Genomic DNA, 18,713 nt, shown 5'->3' with positions numbered 1-18,713 from the left:
GTGACTTCAACTGACAAGACCCCGTTCTACATCACCACGGCCATCACGTACCCCAACGGGGTACCGCACATCGGCCATGCGTACGAGTACATCGCCACCGATGCGATGGCCCGCTTCAAGCGTCTGGACGGGCACGACGTCTTCTTCCTCACCGGAACCGACGAGCACGGCATGAAGATCGCCCAGGCCGCCGAGAAGGAGGGCGTCACGCCCAAGGAGCTGGTGGACCGGAACGCCGAGATCTACAAGGCGGCGCACGCGGCCCTGGGGGTCTCGTACGACCGTTTCATCCGCACCACGGACGCCGACCACTACGCAGCGTCGCAGGCCATCTGGAAGAAGATGGAAGCCAACGGGGACATCTATCTGTCCAAGTACGAAGGCTGGTACTCGGTCCGCGACGAGGCGTTCTACGTCGAGGACGAGACCGTGGTCAAGGACGACGGGATCCGCTACTCGCGCGAATCCGACACCGAGGTCACCTGGACGGCCGAGGAGAGCTACTTTTTCCGGCTCTCCGCCTATCAGGACAAACTGCTGGCGCTCTACGAGGCCCACCCGGAGTTCGGTGCCCCGCAGTCCCGGTTCAACGAGGTCATCAGCTTCGTCCGGCGCGGTCTGGAGGACCTGTCCATCAGCCGCACCACGTTCGACTGGGGCGTTCCCGTGCCCGGCAACGACAAGCACGTCATGTACGTGTGGGTCGATGCGCTGACCAACTACCTGACCGGCGTCGGCTACCCGGACGTCGACTCGGACTCCTTCAAGAAGTTCTGGCCGGCCGACGTCCACGTGATCGGCAAGGACATCTCCCGCTTCCACGCCATCTACTGGCCGGCGTTCCTCATGAGCGCCGGACTGGAGCTGCCGAAGCGGATCATGATCCACGGCTTTCTGCAGAACAACGGCGTCAAGATGTCCAAGTCGCTGGGCAACGTGGTGGCCCCCGCGGACTTCGTGGCCCAGTACGGCCTGGACCAGGTGCGCTACTTCTTCCTGCGCGAGGTCCCCTTCGGCGCCGACGGCAACTACAACCACGAGGCAATCGTGGGCCGGATGAACTCCGACCTCGCCAACAACTTCGGCAACCTGGCCCAGCGGTCGCTGTCCATGGTGGCCAAGAACTGCGAGGGCCGCGTGCCCGCGCCCGGCGCATTTTCCGCCGAGGACACCGCGATTCTGGCCCAGGCCAACGGACTGCTTGACGCCGCCCGGGCCGCCTTCGAGAAGCAGGAGTTCAGCCGCGCACTGGAGGCCATCTGGGCTGTCCTGGGGGACACCAACGCCTACTTCGCCGAGCAAGCCCCGTGGGTGCTGCGCAAGACCGACGTCGAACGCATGAACACGGTGCTTTACGTGACGCTCGAAGTGCTGCGGATCGTCGCGATCCTGGCCCAGCCGGTCATGCCGGTGGCGACGGCGGCGATCCTGCACACGCTCGGCCAGCCCGAGGGCGCGGCCCGCCAGTTCTCGGCCCTGGGCACGCCGATCGCCGCCGGCACGGAACTGCCCGCCCCGGCCCCGGTGTTCCCGAAGTACGAGGAACCCGCCGAAGCCTGAGCCCGCACATCCCCGGACGCTCCCGCAGATCCGGCGGCGTTTCGAGTGACGCTCCCGCACTTCCGTTTCGGAAGTGCGGGAGCGTTTCGCTTTTTGCCGCAGGAAGTGCGGGAGCGTTTCGTCTTTTCCTGCCGAAAGTGAGGGAGCGTCCGTAGGGGTGATCGAATAGTGAGACAACTTGACCAGAATGTGGATCACTTGGCTACGCTGAAAATATGAGCGCATCCACGATTGATCTGGCAGTCATCCCGGGCGACGGCATCGGCCCGGAGGTCACCGCCGAAGCCCTGAAGGTCCTTGAAAAGGCCGCGGCCGCAGAAGGGATCGTGCTCCAGCAGACCCACTACAAGCTGGGTGCGGAGCACTGGCTCGCGACGGGGGAGACCCTCCCCGCGGCCACCCTCGCCGACCTCCGCACCCGCGACGCCATCTTGTTCGGCGCCGTCGGCGCGGCCCCCGGCGACACCCGGATCCCCTCCGGCATCATCGAGCGCGAGCTCCTGCTGAAGCTGCGCTTCAGCCTGGACCACTTCGTCAACCTGCGGCCCTCCCGCCTGTACGCCGGCGTCGGCAGCCCGCTCGCGAACCCCGGCGAGATCGACTTCATCGTGGTCCGCGAAGGCACCGAGGGCCCCTACGTGGGCAACGGCGGCACACTGCGCGCCGGCACCCCCCACGAGGTGGCCACCGAGGTGTCCCTGAACACCGCCCACGGCGTGGAGCGCGTGGTCCGCGACGCGTTCCGCCGGGCCAACGACCGCCCCCGCAAGAAGCTCACCCTCGTGCACAAGCACAACGTCCTGGTCTTCGCCGGCCAGCTCTGGAAGCGCACGGTCGAGGCCGTGGCCCAGGAGTTCCCCGACGTCACGCACGACTACCTCCACGTCGACGCCGCCACGATTTTCATGGTCACCGATCCGGCCCGCTTCGACGTGATCGTCACCGACAACCTGTTCGGCGACATCATCACCGACCTCGCGGCGGCCGTGACCGGCGGGATCGGCCTCGCCGCCTCCGGCAACCTCAACATGGACCGCACCGCGCCGTCCATGTTCGAACCGGTCCACGGGTCCGCCCCGGACATTGCCGGCCAGCAGAAGGCCGACCCCACCGCCGCCATCCTCTCCGCGGCGCTCCTGCTCGACCACCTCGGCTTCGCCGCCGCCGCCCGGAAGATCGAGGCGGCCGTCACGGCCGACGTCGAAGCCCGCGACGGCGCCGTCCGCACCACCAGCGCGATCGGCGACGCCATCGCGGCGGCGCTGTAGGCCCCGCCTGCATTTCCTGCACGGCAGGCGACTGCAGACACCGCAAAACCGTGCTGCCAACGGGCGTAAGCTTGTTTCGAATCACCAATATGCTGCCGTGGTCCGAGGGTGAACCACGTTCCCACACCAGGCAGCCGATCGTGGAGGAACCATGACTCAGACTGCCCATGGCGTCGAATTCACCCAGCACCTGTCGGAGACCCCGAAGTCTGCTGAAGAGCGTGCCGCCATCCTGGCAAACCCGGGATTCGGCGACTATTTCACCGACCACACCGCGATTGTGGACTACAGCGTCGACGCCGCCGGCAACGGCGGCTGGCACGACGCGCGCGTTGAGCCCTACGGCCCGATTTCCCTCGACCCGTCCGCCGCCGTGCTGCACTACGGCCAGGAGATCTTCGAGGGCCTCAAGGCCTACCGCCACGCCGACGGCTCGGTCTGGACGTTCCGGCCCGAGGCCAACGCCGCCCGGCTGAACAAGTCCGCCCGGCGCCTGGCCCTGCCCGAACTCCCGGAAGAATACTTCCTCGGCGCCATCCGCGAGCTCGTCGCGGCAGACAAGGACTGGGTCCCCGCCGGCGACGGCGAAGCCCTGTACCTGCGGCCCTTCATGATCGCCACCGAGGCGTTCCTGGGCGTGCGGGCAGCGCGCGAGGTCTCCTTCCGCGTGATCGCCTCCCCGGCCGGCAACTACTTCGGCGGCGAACTCAAGCCCGTCTCCATCTGGATCTCGCGCGAATACGCCCGCGCCGGCCGCGGCGGAACAGGCGCCGCCAAGTGCGGCGGCAACTACGCTGCCTCGCTGATTGCCCAGCAGGAGGCCGAGGCCAACGGCTGCAAGCAGGTCCTCTTCCTGGACCAGTTCAACGACAACGCTGTCGAGGAACTCGGCGGCATGAACGTTTTCTTCGTCATGAAGGACGGTTCGCTCGTCACCCCGGCGCTCTCCGGCACCATCCTGGAGGGGATCACCCGGATGTCCGTGATCCAGGTGGCCCGGGACATGGGCCGGGAAGTCACCGAACGCAAGATCACCCTGGATGAGTGGCGCGACGGTGTTGCCTCGGGAGACATTGCCGAGGTCTTCGCCTGCGGCACCGCCGCAGTCATCACCCCCATCGGCGTGCTCAAGGACGCCACCGAGTTCATCGGTTCCGAGGACGCCACGGCGGGGGAGACCACCCTGGCCATCCGCGCCCAGCTGCTCGGGATCCAGACCGGCACCGTGGAGGACACCCACGGCTGGCTGACCCGGCTGGCCTAGCCACAGAACGTCTTAGTGCACGACGGCGGTCCCCACCTTCGGGTGAGGGCCGCCGTCGGCGTCTGTGGTCCCGGGCTGGGGCCAACGGCGCCCGATTCAATGCAAGGATGGGTCCGTGACCTCCGAGACATCCCGCGGCATTGTCCGCAGCAGTGAGCTGACCCGGTTCCGCCTCGCCCCGAATCCGGGCCCCATGAGCCTGGATGGAACCAACTCCTATCTCATTGCCGCCCCGGGGGCGGCGGCAAGGGTCGCCGTCGACCCCGGGCCCCTCGACGGGCCGCACCTTCAGGCGCTGGCCGGCGAGGGACCGGTCGAACTCATCCTGATCACGCACCGGCACGCAGACCACACCGCGGCCGCCGAGAGGTTTTCGGCCTTGACGGGCGCACCGGTCCGGGCCGCGGACCCCGCCCACTGCCACGGCGCGCCCCCGCTGCAGGACGGCGAAACCATCCGGGCGGCCGGAACTGACATCCGGGTTCTGGCGACGCCGGGCCACACCTCGGATTCGCTGTGCTTCCACCTGCCGCAGGACGGCCCGCACGGCTCGGTGCTGACCGGGGACACGATTCTGGGCTCCGGAACCACGGTGCTGGACTACCCCGACGGCACCCTCCGGGACTACCTCGACTCGCTGGACCGGCTCGAACGCCTCGGGCCCGCCACGGTGCTGCCGGCCCACGGCCCGGTGCTGCCGGCCCTGGACGCCGTCGCCCGCGCCTACCGGGACCACCGGCGGGGCCGGCTCGGACAGGTCCGGGCAGCCCTCGCGGCACTGGGCGCCGACGCCGATGTCCGAGCCGTCACGGACGCCGTGTACGCCGACGTCGACCCCTCCGTCCGCCGCGCCGCGGAGCTCTCCGTCGCAGCGCAGCTGGACTACCTGCACACCGAGGGGACGGTAGGCTAGGAACCATGCGTATCGCCCGGTTTGTAGTCGATTCTGATCCCCTCTACGGCATCGTGGAAGGTGAGCCCGGCAGTGAGGAAGTCACTGTCATCAAGGGCGACCCCTTCTTCCACGGCGTGGAACGAACCCCCATGAAGCACAAGCTGGAGGACGTCCGCCTGCTGGCGCCGATCATCCCGCGCAGCAAGGTGATCGGGGTTGGCCGCAACTTCGCGGAGCACGCCCGGGAACTCGGCAACGAGGTCCCGGCACAGCCCCTGCTGTTCCTCAAGCCCAACACGTCCGTGATCGGGCCCAACGATCCCATTGTCCTGCCGGAGTTCTCCGAGGACGTCTCCTTCGAGGCCGAGCTGTGCGTCGTCATTGGCCGGATCTGCAAGGACGTGCCCGAGGACCGGGTCGATGATGTGATCTTCGGCTACACCTGCGGCAACGACCTCACCGCCCGCGACGTCCAGAAGACGGACCTGCAGTGGGCCCGGGCCAAGGGCTTCGACACCTCGGCCCCGCTCGGGCCGTGGATCGAGACCGAGCTCGACACCGAGGACCTGCAGATCCAGGGCCGGCTCAATGGCGAACTGCGCCAGGACGGCAGCACCAACCAGATGATCCGCGGCGTCCGGGAGCTGGTCTCCATCGTCTCGCAGGCCTTCACCCTGCTGCCTGGCGACGTCATCATGACCGGTACCCCGGCCGGCGTCGGTGCCGTGCAGGCAGGCGACCGCTATGAGGTCGAGATCGAGGGCATCGGACGGCTCTCCAACCCGGTGGTCCGCCGCTAACGGTTCTTCGCGCCGATTTCAGACAGCCGCCCCGTGGATCCACGGGGCGGCTGTCCGTTTCCGCAGCGGAAATCCGGACAAGTGGCGGTTGCAGAGATTGGTAATGTTGGTACCACTATGACTACTGCTCCCAGCTCCGCCCTTGCTGCCTCCACCGGTGAAGTTACCGCTGACACCCCGGTCCGTGTCCGGTTCTGCCCGTCACCCACGGGGACCCCGCACGTCGGCCTGATCCGCACCGCCCTGTTCAACTGGGCCCACGCCCGGCACACGAAGGGCACCTTTGTGTTCCGGATCGAGGACACGGACGCGGCCCGCGACTCGGAGGAGAGCTACCAGCAGCTGCTCGAGGCCCTCAAATGGCTCGGCATCACCTGGGAAGAGGGCGTGGAAGTCGGCGGCCCGCACGAGCCCTACCGCCAGTCGCAGCGCCTGGACCTCTACAAGGACGTCGTGGCCAAGCTGATCGACGCCGGTTACGCCTACGAGTGCTACTCCTCGCCGGAAGAAGTTGAAGCCCGCCACCGCGCCGCCGGCCGCGACCCGAAGCTCGGCTACGACAACTTCGACCGCGAACTCTCCGAGGACCAGCTCGCCGCGTTCAAGGCCGAGGGCCGCCAGCCTGTGCTGCGCGTCCGGATGCCCGACGAGGACGTCACGTTCACGGACATGGTCCGCGGCGAGATCACCTTCAAGGCCGGCAGCATCCCGGACTACGTCATTGTCCGCGCCGACGGCTCCCCGCTCTACACCCTGGTCAACCCCGTGGACGACGCCCTCATGGGCATCACCCACGTGCTCCGCGGCGAGGACCTGCTCTCCTCCACGCCCCGCCAGGTGGTGCTGATCCAGGCGCTGATGGACATCGGCGTCGCCAGCTACATGCCGGTCTTCGGCCACCTGCCGTACGTCATGGGCGAGGGCAACAAGAAGCTCTCCAAGCGCGACCCCCAGTCCAACCTGTTCCTGCTCCGGGACCGTGGCTTCATCCCCGAGGGCCTGCTGAACTACCTGTCCCTGCTCGGCTGGAGCCTCTCCGCCGACGAGGACATCTTCACCGTCGATCAGCTGATCGAGCACTTCGACGTCAACGACGTGCTGGCCAACCCGGCCCGCTTCGACATCAAGAAGGCCGAAGCCATCAACGGCACCCACATCCGCATGCTCGGCGCCGAGGACTTCCGCGGCCGCCTGGTGCCCTACCTGCAGGCCGCCGGCTTCGTGGGGGAGAGCCTCACGGACCGCGATGAGGAGATCCTGGCCGAGGCCGCACCGCTGATCCAGGAGCGCATATCGCTGCTGGGCGAGGCCCCCGAAATGATCGCGTTCCTGTTCAAGGCCGACGACGCCATCGACGTCGCCGATGACGCCCGCAAGGGCCTGCCGGAGAACCTCACCGAGGTGCTCGACGCCGCCCTGGCCGCCCTGGAGCCCGTTGCCGACTGGACGGCCGAGAACATCCAGGCCGCCCTGAAGGAAGCCCTCGTGGAAGGCCTCGGCGTCAAGCCGCGCCTGGCGTTCGGCCCGGTCCGCACGGCTGTCTCGGGCCGGCGGATCTCCCCGCCGCTGTTCGAGTCCATGGTCATCCTGGGCAAGGATTCCTCCTTGGCCCGCTTGCGCGCTTTCCGCGGCTGACATGCTGGCAGCGGGCCTGGGCGGCGGCGCTGTCCAGGGGGTTCTGTTCGACATCGATGACACCCTCGTGGACCTCGAATTCGCCATGACGGCGGCCCTCCGCGACGTCAGCGAGCACCTCCTGCCCGGCCTGGACGAGGCCGGGTGGGAGAGGTTCGGGCGGATCTTCACCCGCGAGACCACCCATTTCTACGACCGCTACCTGGCCGGCGAGATCACGTTCAATGAACAGCGCCTGCTCCGCGGCCGGGCGGCGCTGGGGTACTTCGGCGTCGAACTTGCCGACGGCGAACAGGCCCACCACTGGGTGAGTTCCTACGCGAGCCGCCAGCACGGCTACATCCGGGCGTTCGACGACGTCGGGCCCCTGCTGGACGCCCTGGACGCGGCCGGCATTCCCTACGGCGCCGTGAGCAACAACGTCCACGACTATCAGCGCGTGAAGCTGGACGCGGCCGGGCTGGAACGGATTACCGTTCTGGTTGGCACCGACACCGTTGGCGCCGCAAAGCCGGACCCGGCGATCTACCTCGAGGGTGTCCGGCGGATCGGTACGGGTCCCGGCCAAACGCTGTACGTCGGTGACAACCGGCTGCTCGATGCGGAAGGTTCGACGGCGGCCGGCCTCCTCGGCGTCTGGCTGAACCGCGGCGGGGAACCGGCCCCGGGCTTCTTGGGCCGCGAGGTCGGCTCCCTGCTGGACCTGCTGGCGCAACCCCCGCTGTAACGGGCGCCGCAACCGGCGCTGCAACCGGCACCGGAAGTTACCGTGGTCCGGCCTGCCTCTTCCGCAGCGCCAGGAAGGCGCCAACGGCGCCAAGGGCCAGCACCGCGACGAGTCCCAGTGCCGTGGCGGCGTCGGACTGCCGGAGCAAGCTGGTGGGCGACACCGCGGCAGCTCCGGAATACAGCGTGCCGGTGCCATCGGCAATCCGGGCGTTGCCGTCCGCGAGCTTATCCGCCCCCGTGGCCAGCTTCGAGGAGCCGGACGCCAGCTTGGTGCTGCCGGCCGAGAGTTCTGAGGCCCCGGAAGCCAGGGCCTGGGAGCCGCCCAGCAGGCCGGGGTTGGCAGGATCGGCCGGATTGCCCTTGATCCCGGCGTTCAGGGCCACGGTTCCGTCGGCCAGGCGAGAGCTGCCCTCGGTCATCCGGGCGGCGGCCTTGAGCAGGCCCGGGTGCTCGGGGTCGCCGGGGACCCCGTCCATCCCGACCCGGATCTTGGACGTGCCGTCGGCCAGAAGCCGGGTGCCAAGCACCACGCCCGGGCTGCCGGGGTCCTGGCTGTTGAGCTTCCCGGCCAGCGTCGCGAATCCGGCCTTGAGCTTGCCCGTTCCTGCGTTCAGCTGGCCCGCGCCGTCCTGCAGCCGCTGCGCGCCGGCCTGCAGCTGGCTGGCACCGACGTCGAGCTTGCGCGCGCCCGCGGTGATCTTGGCGATCTTGTCCTTCACCACCGAAAGCGGAACGAGCCCCTTGACCGGGTCATCCGCCGCCGCCTCCAGCAGTTCCAGCGCCTGAGCCAGGGCCGCGGTCCCGGTTCCGGCCTCCGGATTGCCGTTGGCGCCGCGGTAGCCCTTGAGCTGGTCCGTGCCGCCTGCCAGCGCTGCGGTGCCGCCGGCCAGCCGGGCAGCGCCGCCGTCGAGCCGGGTGGCCCCGTCGGCGAGGTTGTTCTCTGCGTTGCCCGCCGGCGTCGGCGTCAGCGCGGCCGAAAGCTGCACGGCCCCCGCCGCGAGCTTCTGCGCACCGTCGTCGACTTTGTAGACGCCGGGGGCCAGCTTGCTGGTGACGTCGGCTTCGATCTTGACGGCACCTTCGGCCAACTGGCCGGCACCGGCCTGGAGCTTGTCCGCCCCGGGTGCCAGCTGGGTGCTGATGCCCGAGGAGATCTTTTCCGCCCCCGCGGAAAGTTTTCCGGCCCCGGTATCGGCCAGGCTGGCGCCGTTGGCGAGTTTCCCGGCGCCGTCGTCCAGCTGGCCGGCTCCGGCGGACGCCTGCGCGGCCCCGTCCTTGAGCTTGGCCGAACCGTCCGTGATGCGGCCCGTGACGAGGGTATAGAACCCCAGCAGGGCCATGAGCAGCAATGCCAGGGTGGCGATGGCGATTTGCTGCGCACGGGTCCGGGTCTTGCTGATAGCGGCACGACTCTGTGGCACATGATTCCTCTCGACGTTCCCGCCGGCAGCGGCTCTGCTGTCGGCCACCCCAGCAGCTGTGACGCAGCTAACACCGGAAAATGAGCGCAAAGCTGCCCGCAACGGAGTGGGGGAGGGGTGGTTACTCGTTGGTAACTTACCGAGCGTAAACGTGTTTCCGCCGGATTGGCAAGGGCTGGCGCGGGTATTGCCGCCATCGACGCCGCGCGCGGCCCGCCCCGGCGGCCCGATCCCGCCGCCGTACGCCCGATTTGTGGAAGTGAAAACTCTCGGGTAAAGTAATTACTCGTGCTGAGGCGCCGGGAGCGAGGGTTTAGGCCCAAACATCCGGAGCAAAAGTGCCTTTGGGATATGGTGTAATTGGCAACACTACGGTTTCTGGTACCGTCATTCTAGGTTCGAGTCCTGGTATCCCAGCTCTGAAGTTCCGCGGGTTTCCGCTGAAATTCGGAAGTTTTGAATCGGCTGGTCCGATTTGAAACGGCGGCCAAATGTATGAAACAATCATTTGGCTTGAATGGCAGAAATGCTGTTCAGGAAGTACGCGGCCCCATCGTATAGCGGCCTAGTACGCTGCCCTCTCACGGCGGTAACGCGGGTTCGAATCCCGCTGGGGTCACAATGAAAACGGTCCCGGGCATCAGCCCGGGGCCGTTTTTCGTTTCCCCCGATGGCTGGGCTTCCAGGCGAGACTCGTCCGCCGGCGTATTGCCGGGCGCTCCGAGTCCCGCTAGGCGCTGCGCATGGCGCTTTGGTTCCGCGCAGCGGCGCCCCCGCAGGAACCACGTTCTGAACTGGCATGATGATGCAGTGAGCTCCCATGAAACCGGCCCCGGGGCCGCAACCGGCGTGGCCCTCCTGGAGGCAGTGCGGCAGGACCTCGCGGCCCTCCGGCTGCCGCTCGCCCTCCCCGGGACGGACCAAACGCGCCTGGACCTTCGAAGGGCCGTGGCTCAACTCGATGACTACATCCTGCCCCGGTACCGCAGCCTCGACGCGCCCCTGCTGGCCGTGGTGGGCGGTTCCACCGGGGCCGGAAAATCCACCCTGGTCAACGCCCTGGTGGGCCACCCCGTCACGCGGGCCGGTGCGATCCGCCCCACCACCCGCCAGCCCATCCTGCTGCACCATCCCGCCGACGCCGCCTGGTTTGAGGGCCAGCGGGTGCTGCCGGCCCTGGGCCGCATCCGGGGTGCCCTCGTGGACGGCCGGGCGCCGGCCCCGGCTGATGCGGCGTTGGATCCCGGCCCGGTGACCTCCCTGGTCCTTGTCTCCGACTCCGCGGTCCCGCCCGGAATCGCCCTGGTCGACGCGCCCGACGTCGACTCCATTTCCGAGAACAACCGGCAGCTGGCCGGGCAGTTGCTTGCCGCCGCAGACCTCTGGGTGTTTGTCACCACAGCCAACCGGTATGCCGACGCCGTGCCCTGGCGCCTGCTCCTGGATGCGGCCTCCCGCGACATCATGGTGGCCGTGGTCCTGGACCGGGTGCCGCCAGCGGCGGAAGCGGAGGTTAGCGCCGATCTGCAGGCCATGCTCAGCCGGGAAGGGCTGGGGGCCGCCAAACTGTTTGTGGTTCCGGAGCTGCCGCTGGATGCCGCGGGGATGCTTCCGGCAGAGGCCGTCGAGCCGCTGCGCGTTTGGCTCGGGAAGCTGGCCGGGGACGCCGCGGGACGGGCCGGAATCGCCCGGCGCACCCTCAACGGCACCCTCCTCGCCCTCGCCCACCGCGCCGACGTGGCGGAGCGGGCGCTGTCCGAACAGCAGCACGCAGCCGATGTTCTCGCAGCCGACGCCCGCAACGCCTATGACGACGCCGTAGCCAGGATCCTCGAGGCCACCCGCGACGGCGCACTGCTGCGCGGCGAAGTGCTGGCGCGCTGGCAGGACTTCGTCGGGACCGGGGAATTCTTCCGCGCCATGGAACAGAACATCGGACGCTTCCGTGACCGCGTGGGCGCGTTCGTCCGGGGTGAACCGGCGCCTGCGGTCAGGGTGGAAACCGCGATCGAAACGGGACTGCAGGCGGTCATTGTCGATCAAGCCGCCAAGGCCGCCGAGCACACCGACCAGCGGTGGCGTTCAGACCCCGCCGGAAGGCATGTGCTGGGCACCGACGATCTTTCCGGTGCCTCCGAGGGCTTCGCGGATGCTGTGGCGGCCGAAATCCGCGCTTGGCAGGGGAGCCTGATGGAACTCATCCGCACCGAAGGCCAGGGCAAGCGCACCCAGGCCCGCTGGTTGTCCTTCGGAATCAACGGCCTCGGCGCTGCCTTGATGATTGTGGTGTTCTCCATGACCGCGGGCCTGACCGGGCTTGAGATCGGAGTTGCCGGCGGCACCGCCGTCGTGGGTCAGCGCCTCCTGGAGGCAGTATTCGGGGAGGACGCCGTCCGCCGGCTGGCCCGGACCGCGCGCGAAGACCTGCATCTGCGGTGCCAGGGCCTGCTGGCTGCGGAGTGTCGGAGGTTCTTGACCCGGCTGGAGGTCGACGGCGGCGTGCCGCCCTCAGCCATTGCCGGGCATGCGGCGGCACTGCGCCGGCTGGCGGCCACGTCATGAGCCGTCATGCGGCCGCCCGCGAGACGTCCCAGCTCGATCGCAGGCTGGAAGCGCTCAACAGCGCCACGGAGCTCGCATCCGGAGTCCTCCCGGAGGAGATCCTGGCCGGTGTCCTGCAGGTGCTCGACCGCGCGAGTTCGCGGCGGTCGCTGTCCGGAGACCACACGGTGGTCGGGTTTTTTGGAGCCACCGGCAGCGGCAAGTCATCGCTTTTCAATGCCGTAAGCGGCGAGGAGATCGCGACGGCGGCCGTGCGCAGGCCGACCACCACCGAGCCGCTGGCGGGCATTTGGGGCGTCCAGGGCAGCGATGCGCTGCTGGATTGGCTGGAGGTCCGAAAGCGCCACGCTGCGGCACCGATCAAAGGGTTCGCCGACGACGACACCGGGCTGATCCTTCTGGACCTGCCGGACTTTGACTCGACCAGGGCCGCCAACCGTGAGATTGTGCAGCGGATGGTGGGCCTGGTGGACGTCCTCGTCTGGGTCCTCGATCCGCAGAAATATGCCGACGCCGCCGTGCACAACGATTTCCTGGCACCGCTGTCCTCGCACGGGGCCGTGACGATCGTGGTGCTCAACCAAATCGACAGGCTCCCGGAGCACGAGGTCCGGCCGGTCCTGGAATCCCTCACAGCTATCCTGGCGCGGGACGGGCTGGACAAAGTTCAGGTCCTCGGGGCTTCCGCCGTGCTGGGGACGGGGGTGGACAAGGTGCGGGCCGCGATCCGGCAGGTGGCGATGCAGCGTAAAGCGATGTCACAGCGACTTGCGGCAGATGTCACGCTGGCCGCCGCCCGGCTTGCCGAGGCGTCAGGCCTGCCCACGGGTGGCACGACGGCCGCTGGTGGCGGGACGGCCGCAGGTGCGACGGCCGCGGCCAAGGCCCGGCTGGCGGGGGAGTTGGCTGCGGCCGCCAATGTGCCGTTGGTGGTCGACGCCGTCGCCCGGTCCTATCGGCTGGAGGCAACCCGGCGCACGGGCTGGCCGGTGACCCGCTGGCTGGCCAGGTTCCGGCCGGATCCGCTGCGGCGTCTCAACCTGCGCCGCGAGGGTGCCAAGCCTGAGCTGAACCGGACCTCGCTGCCTCCTGCCGGGGCGCCGGAACAGGCGCGGACCGATGCCGCCGTCCGGGAATTCGCTGAGGCGGCGTCCGCCGGTGCCCCTGGCCCGTGGCGGGCGGCCATCCGCGGCGCCGCCCGGGAAGGAAACGACCGGCTGCCGGATGCCCTGGACCAGGCAATTGCCTCCACGGAGTTGTCCGCTGGCAGGAAATCCTGGTGGTGGGCTGTGTTCAACGCGGTTCAGTGGCTCGCCTTGGTAACGGCCCTGGCCGGGTTCGCGTGGCTGGGAGTCCTGGCTGCGCTCGGCTACCTGCAACTGCCGGTGCCAGAGGTCCCACGGGTCCAGGGCTGGCCGGTTCCTACGGTGATGATCGCCGGGGGAGTGCTGCTGGGCATCGTCCTGGCGATTGGGGCGCGGTTCATCTCCGGAGCCGCGGCAGCGTCACGCAGTGCCGTGGCACGGAAGCGACTGACAGCCGCCGTCGCCGCCGTCGCGGGGGAACTCGTCGTGGCGCCCGTGGAACGTGAGCTCAGCCGCCTGGCGAAGTTCACGGCCGTGCTGAAGGCCGCCGCGGGTCGGCAGTGAGCCGTACGTGCGGGGCCGGCCGGATGCGGCCTGCTTAAATCCCGGCCGCGGCTTCGCGGACCTTGATCATGGTGCGGAGGTTGCGTGTGGTGGTGGCAGCCTTGTACTTCGCCTTCGAGGAGAGCTTGCTGAAAGGGCTGTCCAGAGTGCCGCCGGCGGGGGCGAGCCAGGCCAGGGCTTCCGGGCCCAGCCGGGTGAGCTCGGCCCCGTCCAAGGCCCTGCCTGCCTCGAGCAGCTCCGAGAGGACCTCTTCATCAGAGGCGAGCGTCAGATACGTATGGGTGGACGCGTCGTCGGCCGGGTAGGGGCAGGCCTCCACCAGGGTTGCCACACGGCCCGCGGTGAGCACCACCACCCAGGCGTCGTAGCCGAAGGTTTCCCGCAGGCACGCCTCGAATTCCTTTTTGACGCCGGCCGGATCCAGCTCGCTGGCCAGCACGACGTTGCCGCTGGCCAACAGGGTTACGACACCCGAAAATGGCCGGGACTTCAGGGCGTTCTTGAGATCGGCCATCTTGATATTGATGCCGCCCACGTTGATGCCCCGCAGGAAGACCGCATAGCTGTTCATGGGCACAGCATACTTAGTCGTTGGTCTTGCGCAGCGCTTCCGTCAGGACACGGCCGGCGTTGCAGACCACTTCGGCGTGCAGGCGCCCCGGTTGGCGGGTCAGGCGCTCGATCGGGCCGGAGATGGACACCGCGGCAATCACGCGGCCGGACGGCCCGCGGACGGGGGCCGAAACGGAGGCGACACCGGGCTCGCGTTCGCCGAGGCTCTGGCCCCAGCCCCGGCGTCGTACTCCGGCCAGGACGGTGGGGGTGAAGCGGGCGGACTGGAGGCCTTCCAGGAGGCGGTCGTGGTCCTCCCACGCCAGCAGCACCTGGGCGGCGGAGCCGGCCTTCATGGACAGCTGGGTGCCGACGGGGATGGTGTCGCGCAGCCCGATCGGGCGTTCGGCGGAGGCCACGCAGACGCGCCAGTCACCCTGGCGGCGGAAGATCTGGGCGCTTTCGCCGGTGGCGTCGCGCAGTTGCATGAGCACGGGGCCGGCGGAGGCGATGAGGCGGTCCTCGCCGGCGGCGGAGGCCAGTTCCACCAGACGGCTCCCGAGCACGAAGCGGCCCTGGATATCGCGGCTCACGAGCCTGTGGTGCACCAGCGCGAGAGCCAGCCGGTGCACGGTGGGCCGGGCCAGTCCCGTGGCCGCCACCAGCTGCGCCAAGGTGGTGGGGCCGGCCTCAAGTGCGTCAAGCACATGGGCCGCTTTATCGATGACACCGACTCCACTAGAATTGTCCATGTAATGATATTGACGTCTCATTATCTGAGATGCAAGTCAACGCGCTGGCGTATTACTTGGCTGTGCTGGTTCAGTGGAGGAGATAGTCCGTCGGAACGCACAATACTTACCGCAGTGAAGGGAGCAGGCCGTGGCAAAGACACTGGCCGAGAAGGTCTGGGACGCGCACGTAGTGCGCAAGGGGGACGGCGAAGGAGCCAACGCCCAGCCGGATCTCCTCTTCATTGACCTCCACCTGGTGCACGAGGTGACGTCGCCGCAGGCCTTTGAAGGTCTGCGGCTCGCCGGCCGCAAGCTGCGCCGTCCGGACCTCACCATCGCCACCGAGGACCACAACACTCCCACGCTGGATATCGACAAGCCAATTGCCGATCTCACCAGCCGGACCCAGATCCAGACCCTGCGCAACAACTGCCAGGAGTTTGGCGTCCGCCTGCACTCCCTCGGCGACGCCGAACAGGGAATCGTGCACGTGGTGGGCCCCCAGCTGGGCCTCACACAGCCCGGCATGACCGTGGTCTGCGGTGACTCGCACACCTCAACCCACGGCGCCTTCGGAGCGCTCGCCATGGGCATCGGCACCTCCGAGGTGGAGCACGTCATGGCCACCCAGACGCTGTCCCTGAAGCCGTTCAAGACCATGGCGATCAATGTTGAGGGCACGCTGCGCCCCGGCGTGAGCGCCAAGGACATCATCCTGGCCGTCATCGCCAAGATCGGCACCGGCGGCGGGCAGGGCTACGTGCTGGAATACCGCGGCTCCGCCATCCGTGCGCTGTCCATGGAAGCCCGGATGACCATCTGCAACATGTCCATCGAGGCCGGCGCCCGCGCCGGGCTGGTGGCTCCGGACCAGACCACGTACGACTACATGCACGGCCGCCCGCATGCGCCCGAGGGCGCCGACTGGGATGCCGCCGTCGAATACTGGAACACGCTGCACACCGACGACGACGCAGCGTTCGACGTCGAGGTGGACCTCGACGCCGACACCCTGGAACCGTTCGTGACGTGGGGAACCAACCCGGGCCAGGGCGTGTCGCTGTCCGCAAAGGTGCCCTCGCCCGATGACTTCGGCGATGAAAACGCCAAGGCCGCCGCCGAACGCGCCCTGCAGTACATGGGGCTCGAGGCCGGCACCCCGATGAAGGACATCCGGGTGGACACGGTGTTCCTGGGCTCCTGCACGAACTCCCGGATGGAGGACCTCCGGGCCGCCGCCGACATCATCCGGGGCCGGACCAAGGACCCGGCCGTGCGCATGCTGGTGGTGCCCGGCTCCGCCCGCGTCCGGCTCGAGGCTGAAGCCGAGGGCCTGGACAAGGTCTTCAAGGACTTCGGGGCCGAGTGGCGCTTCGCCGGCTGCTCCATGTGCCTGGGCATGAACCCGGACCAGCTGGAGGTGGGGGAGCGCTGCGCCTCCACGTCCAACCGCAACTTCGAGGGGCGCCAGGGCAAGGGCGGCCGCACCCACCTCGTCTCGCCCGTGGTCGCTGCGGCGACGGCAGTCCGAGGCACCCTGAGTTCGCCGTCGGATCTGGACCCTGCTCCGGAGTCCGCGGCGGTCCGAGTCGGCGCCGCGTAGTCTCCGCCTTTCCCGCCCAGATCCGAAGCCTCGCTCCACACAGCCTCGATCCATACAGTTTCGATCCACACAGTCCCGAAGGATCCGCCATGGAAAAGTTCACCACTCACACCGGAATCGGTGTCCCGCTGCGCCAGAGCAACGTCGACACGGACCAGATCATCCCCGCCGTGTACCTCAAGCGCATCACGCGCACCGGCTTTGAGGACGCGCTCTTCGCCGCGTGGCGCAAGGACCCGTCCTTCATCCTGAACCAGGCGCCGTTCAATGCAGGATCCGTTCTGGTGGCCGGTCCCGACTTCGGCACCGGCTCCTCCCGCGAGCACGCCGTCTGGGCGCTGAAGGACTTCGGCTTCAAGACGGTCCTGTCCTCCCGCTTTGCCGACATCTTCCGCGGCAACTCCGGCAAGCAGGGCCTGCTTGCCGCCGAAGTCGCCCAGGATGACATCGAGCTCATTTGGAAAGAACTTGAAAACGCCCCGGGTACCGAGGTGACGGTGGACCTCGTGTCCAAGACCGTGCAGTGCGGCAACATTGTGGCGCCGTTCGAGATTGATGACTACACGCGGTGGCGCCTCCTCGAGGGCCTGGACGACATCGGGCTGACCCTGAAGCACGAACCCGACATCACCGCGTACGAGGCCACCCGGCCTTCCTTCAAGCCCAAGACGCTGCCCGCCCGCTTGTCCTAAAGTTCCATACCTGAGGCTCCTGACCTTAGGCTCCTGGGCCGAGGGCCGGGGCCCAGTGATGCGCCTGGCACTGCGCCTGGTGATGTGCCGCCGTCGAGTTGTAAGACTCGACGGCGGCACTCGTGTTTGTGCGGTGCTCATGTTTTGTACGGCCTTCATCGCGCTTAGGCCGCCGCGACGGCAACGCGTTTGCGGCTCTTGAGGGCCTTCGCCCGAATCCGGATCAGGTGAAGCTGGCGGGAACCGGGCTCGGAGCCTGGCTGGTCTGCGGCTGGTGGCCGAGCGGTGTTCCGGGCAACGGTGGTGCGGTGGAGTGGTACGTGTGGCCGGTGGGGGTGGTGAGTTCGAGGGTGTGCCTGCTGCCGCTGCCTCTTGCTGCGGGGACGGTCCGGGCAGTCCAGCCGGGGGTTTCTTTGGTGTGGTTGCAGGCTTCGCAGAGTCCGGCGCCGTTGGTGCTGGTTGTTTCTCCGCCGGTGTGCCAGGGAATGATGTGGTCCAGGTGGCGGATGGGCGCGTCGCAGTAGGGGGTGCGGCAGGTGTCGTCGCGGGCCTTGATGAAGCGGCGGTGCCCGGGTGGGAAGAGCCGGGCGCGGGAGTCCATCCCCACGAGCTCGCCGGTGCCGGGGTGGGTGTAGAGCCGCCGGAGCCAGAGGTTGAACGCGGGGTCATTGGCGCTCCCGGCGGCGCCGCCCGGTCCCGGGGGACGGCCGGACTGGCCGTCACCGTTTCTGTCCGTCTTCGGGGCCGCGGCGCCGGATCCAGGGGGACCGCTGTGTCCCGGGGAACTGCCGCACGGCGACGGGTTGATGATACTGCGGGCCCATGCGGCGGGGACGGTGCCGTAGCCGGGCAGGACGGCCGGTTCGGAGTCTCCCTGGAAGAGGGTGCGGTCGGTGATGACGAGCTGGATCTCGACCCCGGTGATCCCGCCCGGGGTGCCGGTGGTGCGTTCGACCAGGGCATCGGCCATGAGCTGCCCGCGGCCCCTCGGGTCCCCGGCGGCACGGAGGGTGTCGGCGTGCCCGCTCAACGCCTTGTAGACGGCGACGCCGGCGGTCACGGGCAGCAGCGCGGTCAGGCAGGTCATCGCATCGGGGGCCGGGCGGAGACTGACACGCCGCTCACTGGCGGCGTGGGCGGCGCGTTCGGTGACGGAGCGGGGGTCACGCCGGTACGCGGCGGTGCGGGCCGCGGCGACCAGGGACCGGTCACCGGCCCCGGCGAACGTCCCGGCGTCGGGCGCCAATTCCTCGTCGACGGCGGCCCGGTCGGCGGCGGTCAGGCAGGCGGTTTCGCGTACGAGCAGGGTGGCGCGCCATTCGTTCAGCTGCCCGGTTTCCAGGGCGGTG

General features: G+C 68.6%; 15 protein-coding genes and 2 tRNA genes. 13 read left to right on the top strand and 4 right to left on the bottom strand.

What is annotated here, in order from left to right; all coding sequences use genetic code 11:
- The 7 genes from metG (at position 1) to AC1DFR_RS08830 (ending at position 8,149) form a co-directional block, all read left to right on the top strand.
- Positions 1-1,560, top strand: coding sequence for a methionine--tRNA ligase (gene metG / locus AC1DFR_RS08860; RefSeq protein ID WP_476873141.1), 1,560 nt, complete (start codon positions 1-3; stop codon positions 1,558-1,560).
- Positions 1,561-1,775: 215 nt separating this feature from the next.
- Positions 1,776-2,828 (top strand): 3-isopropylmalate dehydrogenase, encoded by a 1,053-nt coding sequence (locus AC1DFR_RS08855; protein ID WP_476848907.1) that lies wholly within the window; start codon positions 1,776-1,778, stop codon positions 2,826-2,828.
- Positions 2,829-2,979: 151 nt separating this feature from the next.
- Positions 2,980-4,092 carry a branched-chain amino acid aminotransferase gene (locus AC1DFR_RS08850; RefSeq protein WP_230009430.1) on the top strand — a complete coding sequence of 371 codons (1,113 nt, stop codon included), beginning with the start codon at positions 2,980-2,982 and terminating at the stop codon, positions 4,090-4,092.
- A gap of 115 nt (positions 4,093-4,207) precedes the next feature.
- On the top strand, positions 4,208-5,005 hold the full coding sequence (locus tag AC1DFR_RS08845) for an MBL fold metallo-hydrolase (protein ID WP_476873140.1): 798 nt from the start codon (positions 4,208-4,210) through the stop codon (positions 5,003-5,005).
- A gap of 5 nt (positions 5,006-5,010) precedes the next feature.
- Entirely contained in the window at positions 5,011-5,787 is a 777-nt protein-coding gene (locus AC1DFR_RS08840) for a fumarylacetoacetate hydrolase family protein (protein ID WP_026538927.1), read from the top strand.
- A gap of 117 nt (positions 5,788-5,904) precedes the next feature.
- On the top strand, positions 5,905-7,422 hold the full coding sequence (gene gltX / locus AC1DFR_RS08835; protein WP_476873139.1) for a glutamate--tRNA ligase: 1,518 nt from the start codon (positions 5,905-5,907) through the stop codon (positions 7,420-7,422).
- Position 7,423: 1 nt separating this feature from the next.
- A complete protein-coding gene (locus AC1DFR_RS08830; RefSeq protein ID WP_223916412.1) occupies positions 7,424-8,149 on the top strand; it encodes an HAD family hydrolase in 726 nt (241 codons plus the stop codon).
- A 37-nt stretch (positions 8,150-8,186) separates the two neighbouring features.
- Here AC1DFR_RS08830 and AC1DFR_RS08825 read toward each other — a convergent pair whose 3' ends face one another.
- Entirely contained in the window at positions 8,187-9,572 is a 1,386-nt protein-coding gene (locus AC1DFR_RS08825; protein WP_476873138.1) for a hypothetical protein, read from the bottom strand.
- A 345-nt stretch (positions 9,573-9,917) separates the two neighbouring features.
- Between AC1DFR_RS08825 and AC1DFR_RS08820 the strand changes: the two genes are divergently transcribed.
- The 4 genes from AC1DFR_RS08820 to AC1DFR_RS08805 all read left to right on the top strand — a co-directional run bounded on the left by AC1DFR_RS08820 (position 9,918) and on the right by AC1DFR_RS08805 (position 13,783).
- Positions 9,918-9,989, top strand: a tRNA-Gln gene (locus AC1DFR_RS08820).
- A 129-nt stretch (positions 9,990-10,118) separates the two neighbouring features.
- Positions 10,119-10,191, top strand: a tRNA-Glu gene (locus AC1DFR_RS08815).
- Between the two features lie 170 nt (positions 10,192-10,361).
- Complete coding sequence (locus AC1DFR_RS08810; RefSeq protein WP_476873242.1) at positions 10,362-12,134, top strand: dynamin family protein; 1,773 nt, start codon at positions 10,362-10,364, stop codon at positions 12,132-12,134.
- Complete coding sequence (locus AC1DFR_RS08805) at positions 12,131-13,783, top strand: GTPase (protein WP_476873137.1); 1,653 nt, start codon at positions 12,131-12,133, stop codon at positions 13,781-13,783. The genes AC1DFR_RS08810 and AC1DFR_RS08805 overlap by 4 nt, the downstream gene beginning before the upstream one ends.
- Positions 13,784-13,817: 34 nt before the next feature.
- Here the strand turns inward: AC1DFR_RS08805 and AC1DFR_RS08800 are convergent, their stop codons facing one another.
- Both AC1DFR_RS08800 and AC1DFR_RS08795 read right to left on the bottom strand, forming a co-directional pair.
- A complete protein-coding gene (locus AC1DFR_RS08800; protein WP_476873136.1) occupies positions 13,818-14,354 on the bottom strand; it encodes a DUF1697 domain-containing protein in 537 nt (178 codons plus the stop codon).
- A gap of 13 nt (positions 14,355-14,367) precedes the next feature.
- Entirely contained in the window at positions 14,368-15,087 is a 720-nt protein-coding gene (locus AC1DFR_RS08795) for an IclR family transcriptional regulator (protein WP_026266447.1), read from the bottom strand.
- 130 nt (positions 15,088-15,217) lie between these two features.
- Between AC1DFR_RS08795 and leuC the strand changes: the two genes are divergently transcribed.
- Together leuC and leuD are read left to right on the top strand one after the other, a co-directional pair.
- On the top strand, positions 15,218-16,672 hold the full coding sequence (leuC, locus tag AC1DFR_RS08790; protein ID WP_223916419.1) for a 3-isopropylmalate dehydratase large subunit: 1,455 nt from the start codon (positions 15,218-15,220) through the stop codon (positions 16,670-16,672).
- 89 nt (positions 16,673-16,761) lie between these two features.
- Positions 16,762-17,364: a 3-isopropylmalate dehydratase small subunit gene (gene leuD, locus AC1DFR_RS08785; RefSeq protein WP_018773513.1), complete on the top strand. Its 603-nt coding sequence runs from the start codon at positions 16,762-16,764 to the stop codon at positions 17,362-17,364.
- 223 nt (positions 17,365-17,587) lie between these two features.
- On the opposite strand, the gene AC1DFR_RS08780 is transcribed toward leuD, so the two are convergent.
- Positions 17,588-18,713, bottom strand: a 1,126-nt coding sequence (locus AC1DFR_RS08780; RefSeq protein WP_476873135.1) for an HNH endonuclease, incomplete at its 5' end; no start/stop codon positions are given.

This window comes from Arthrobacter sp. 05T410 (assembly GCF_056396505.1).
Note: the sequence above shows the minus strand (reverse complement) of the source record. Positions and strands in the feature narration are given on the sequence as shown.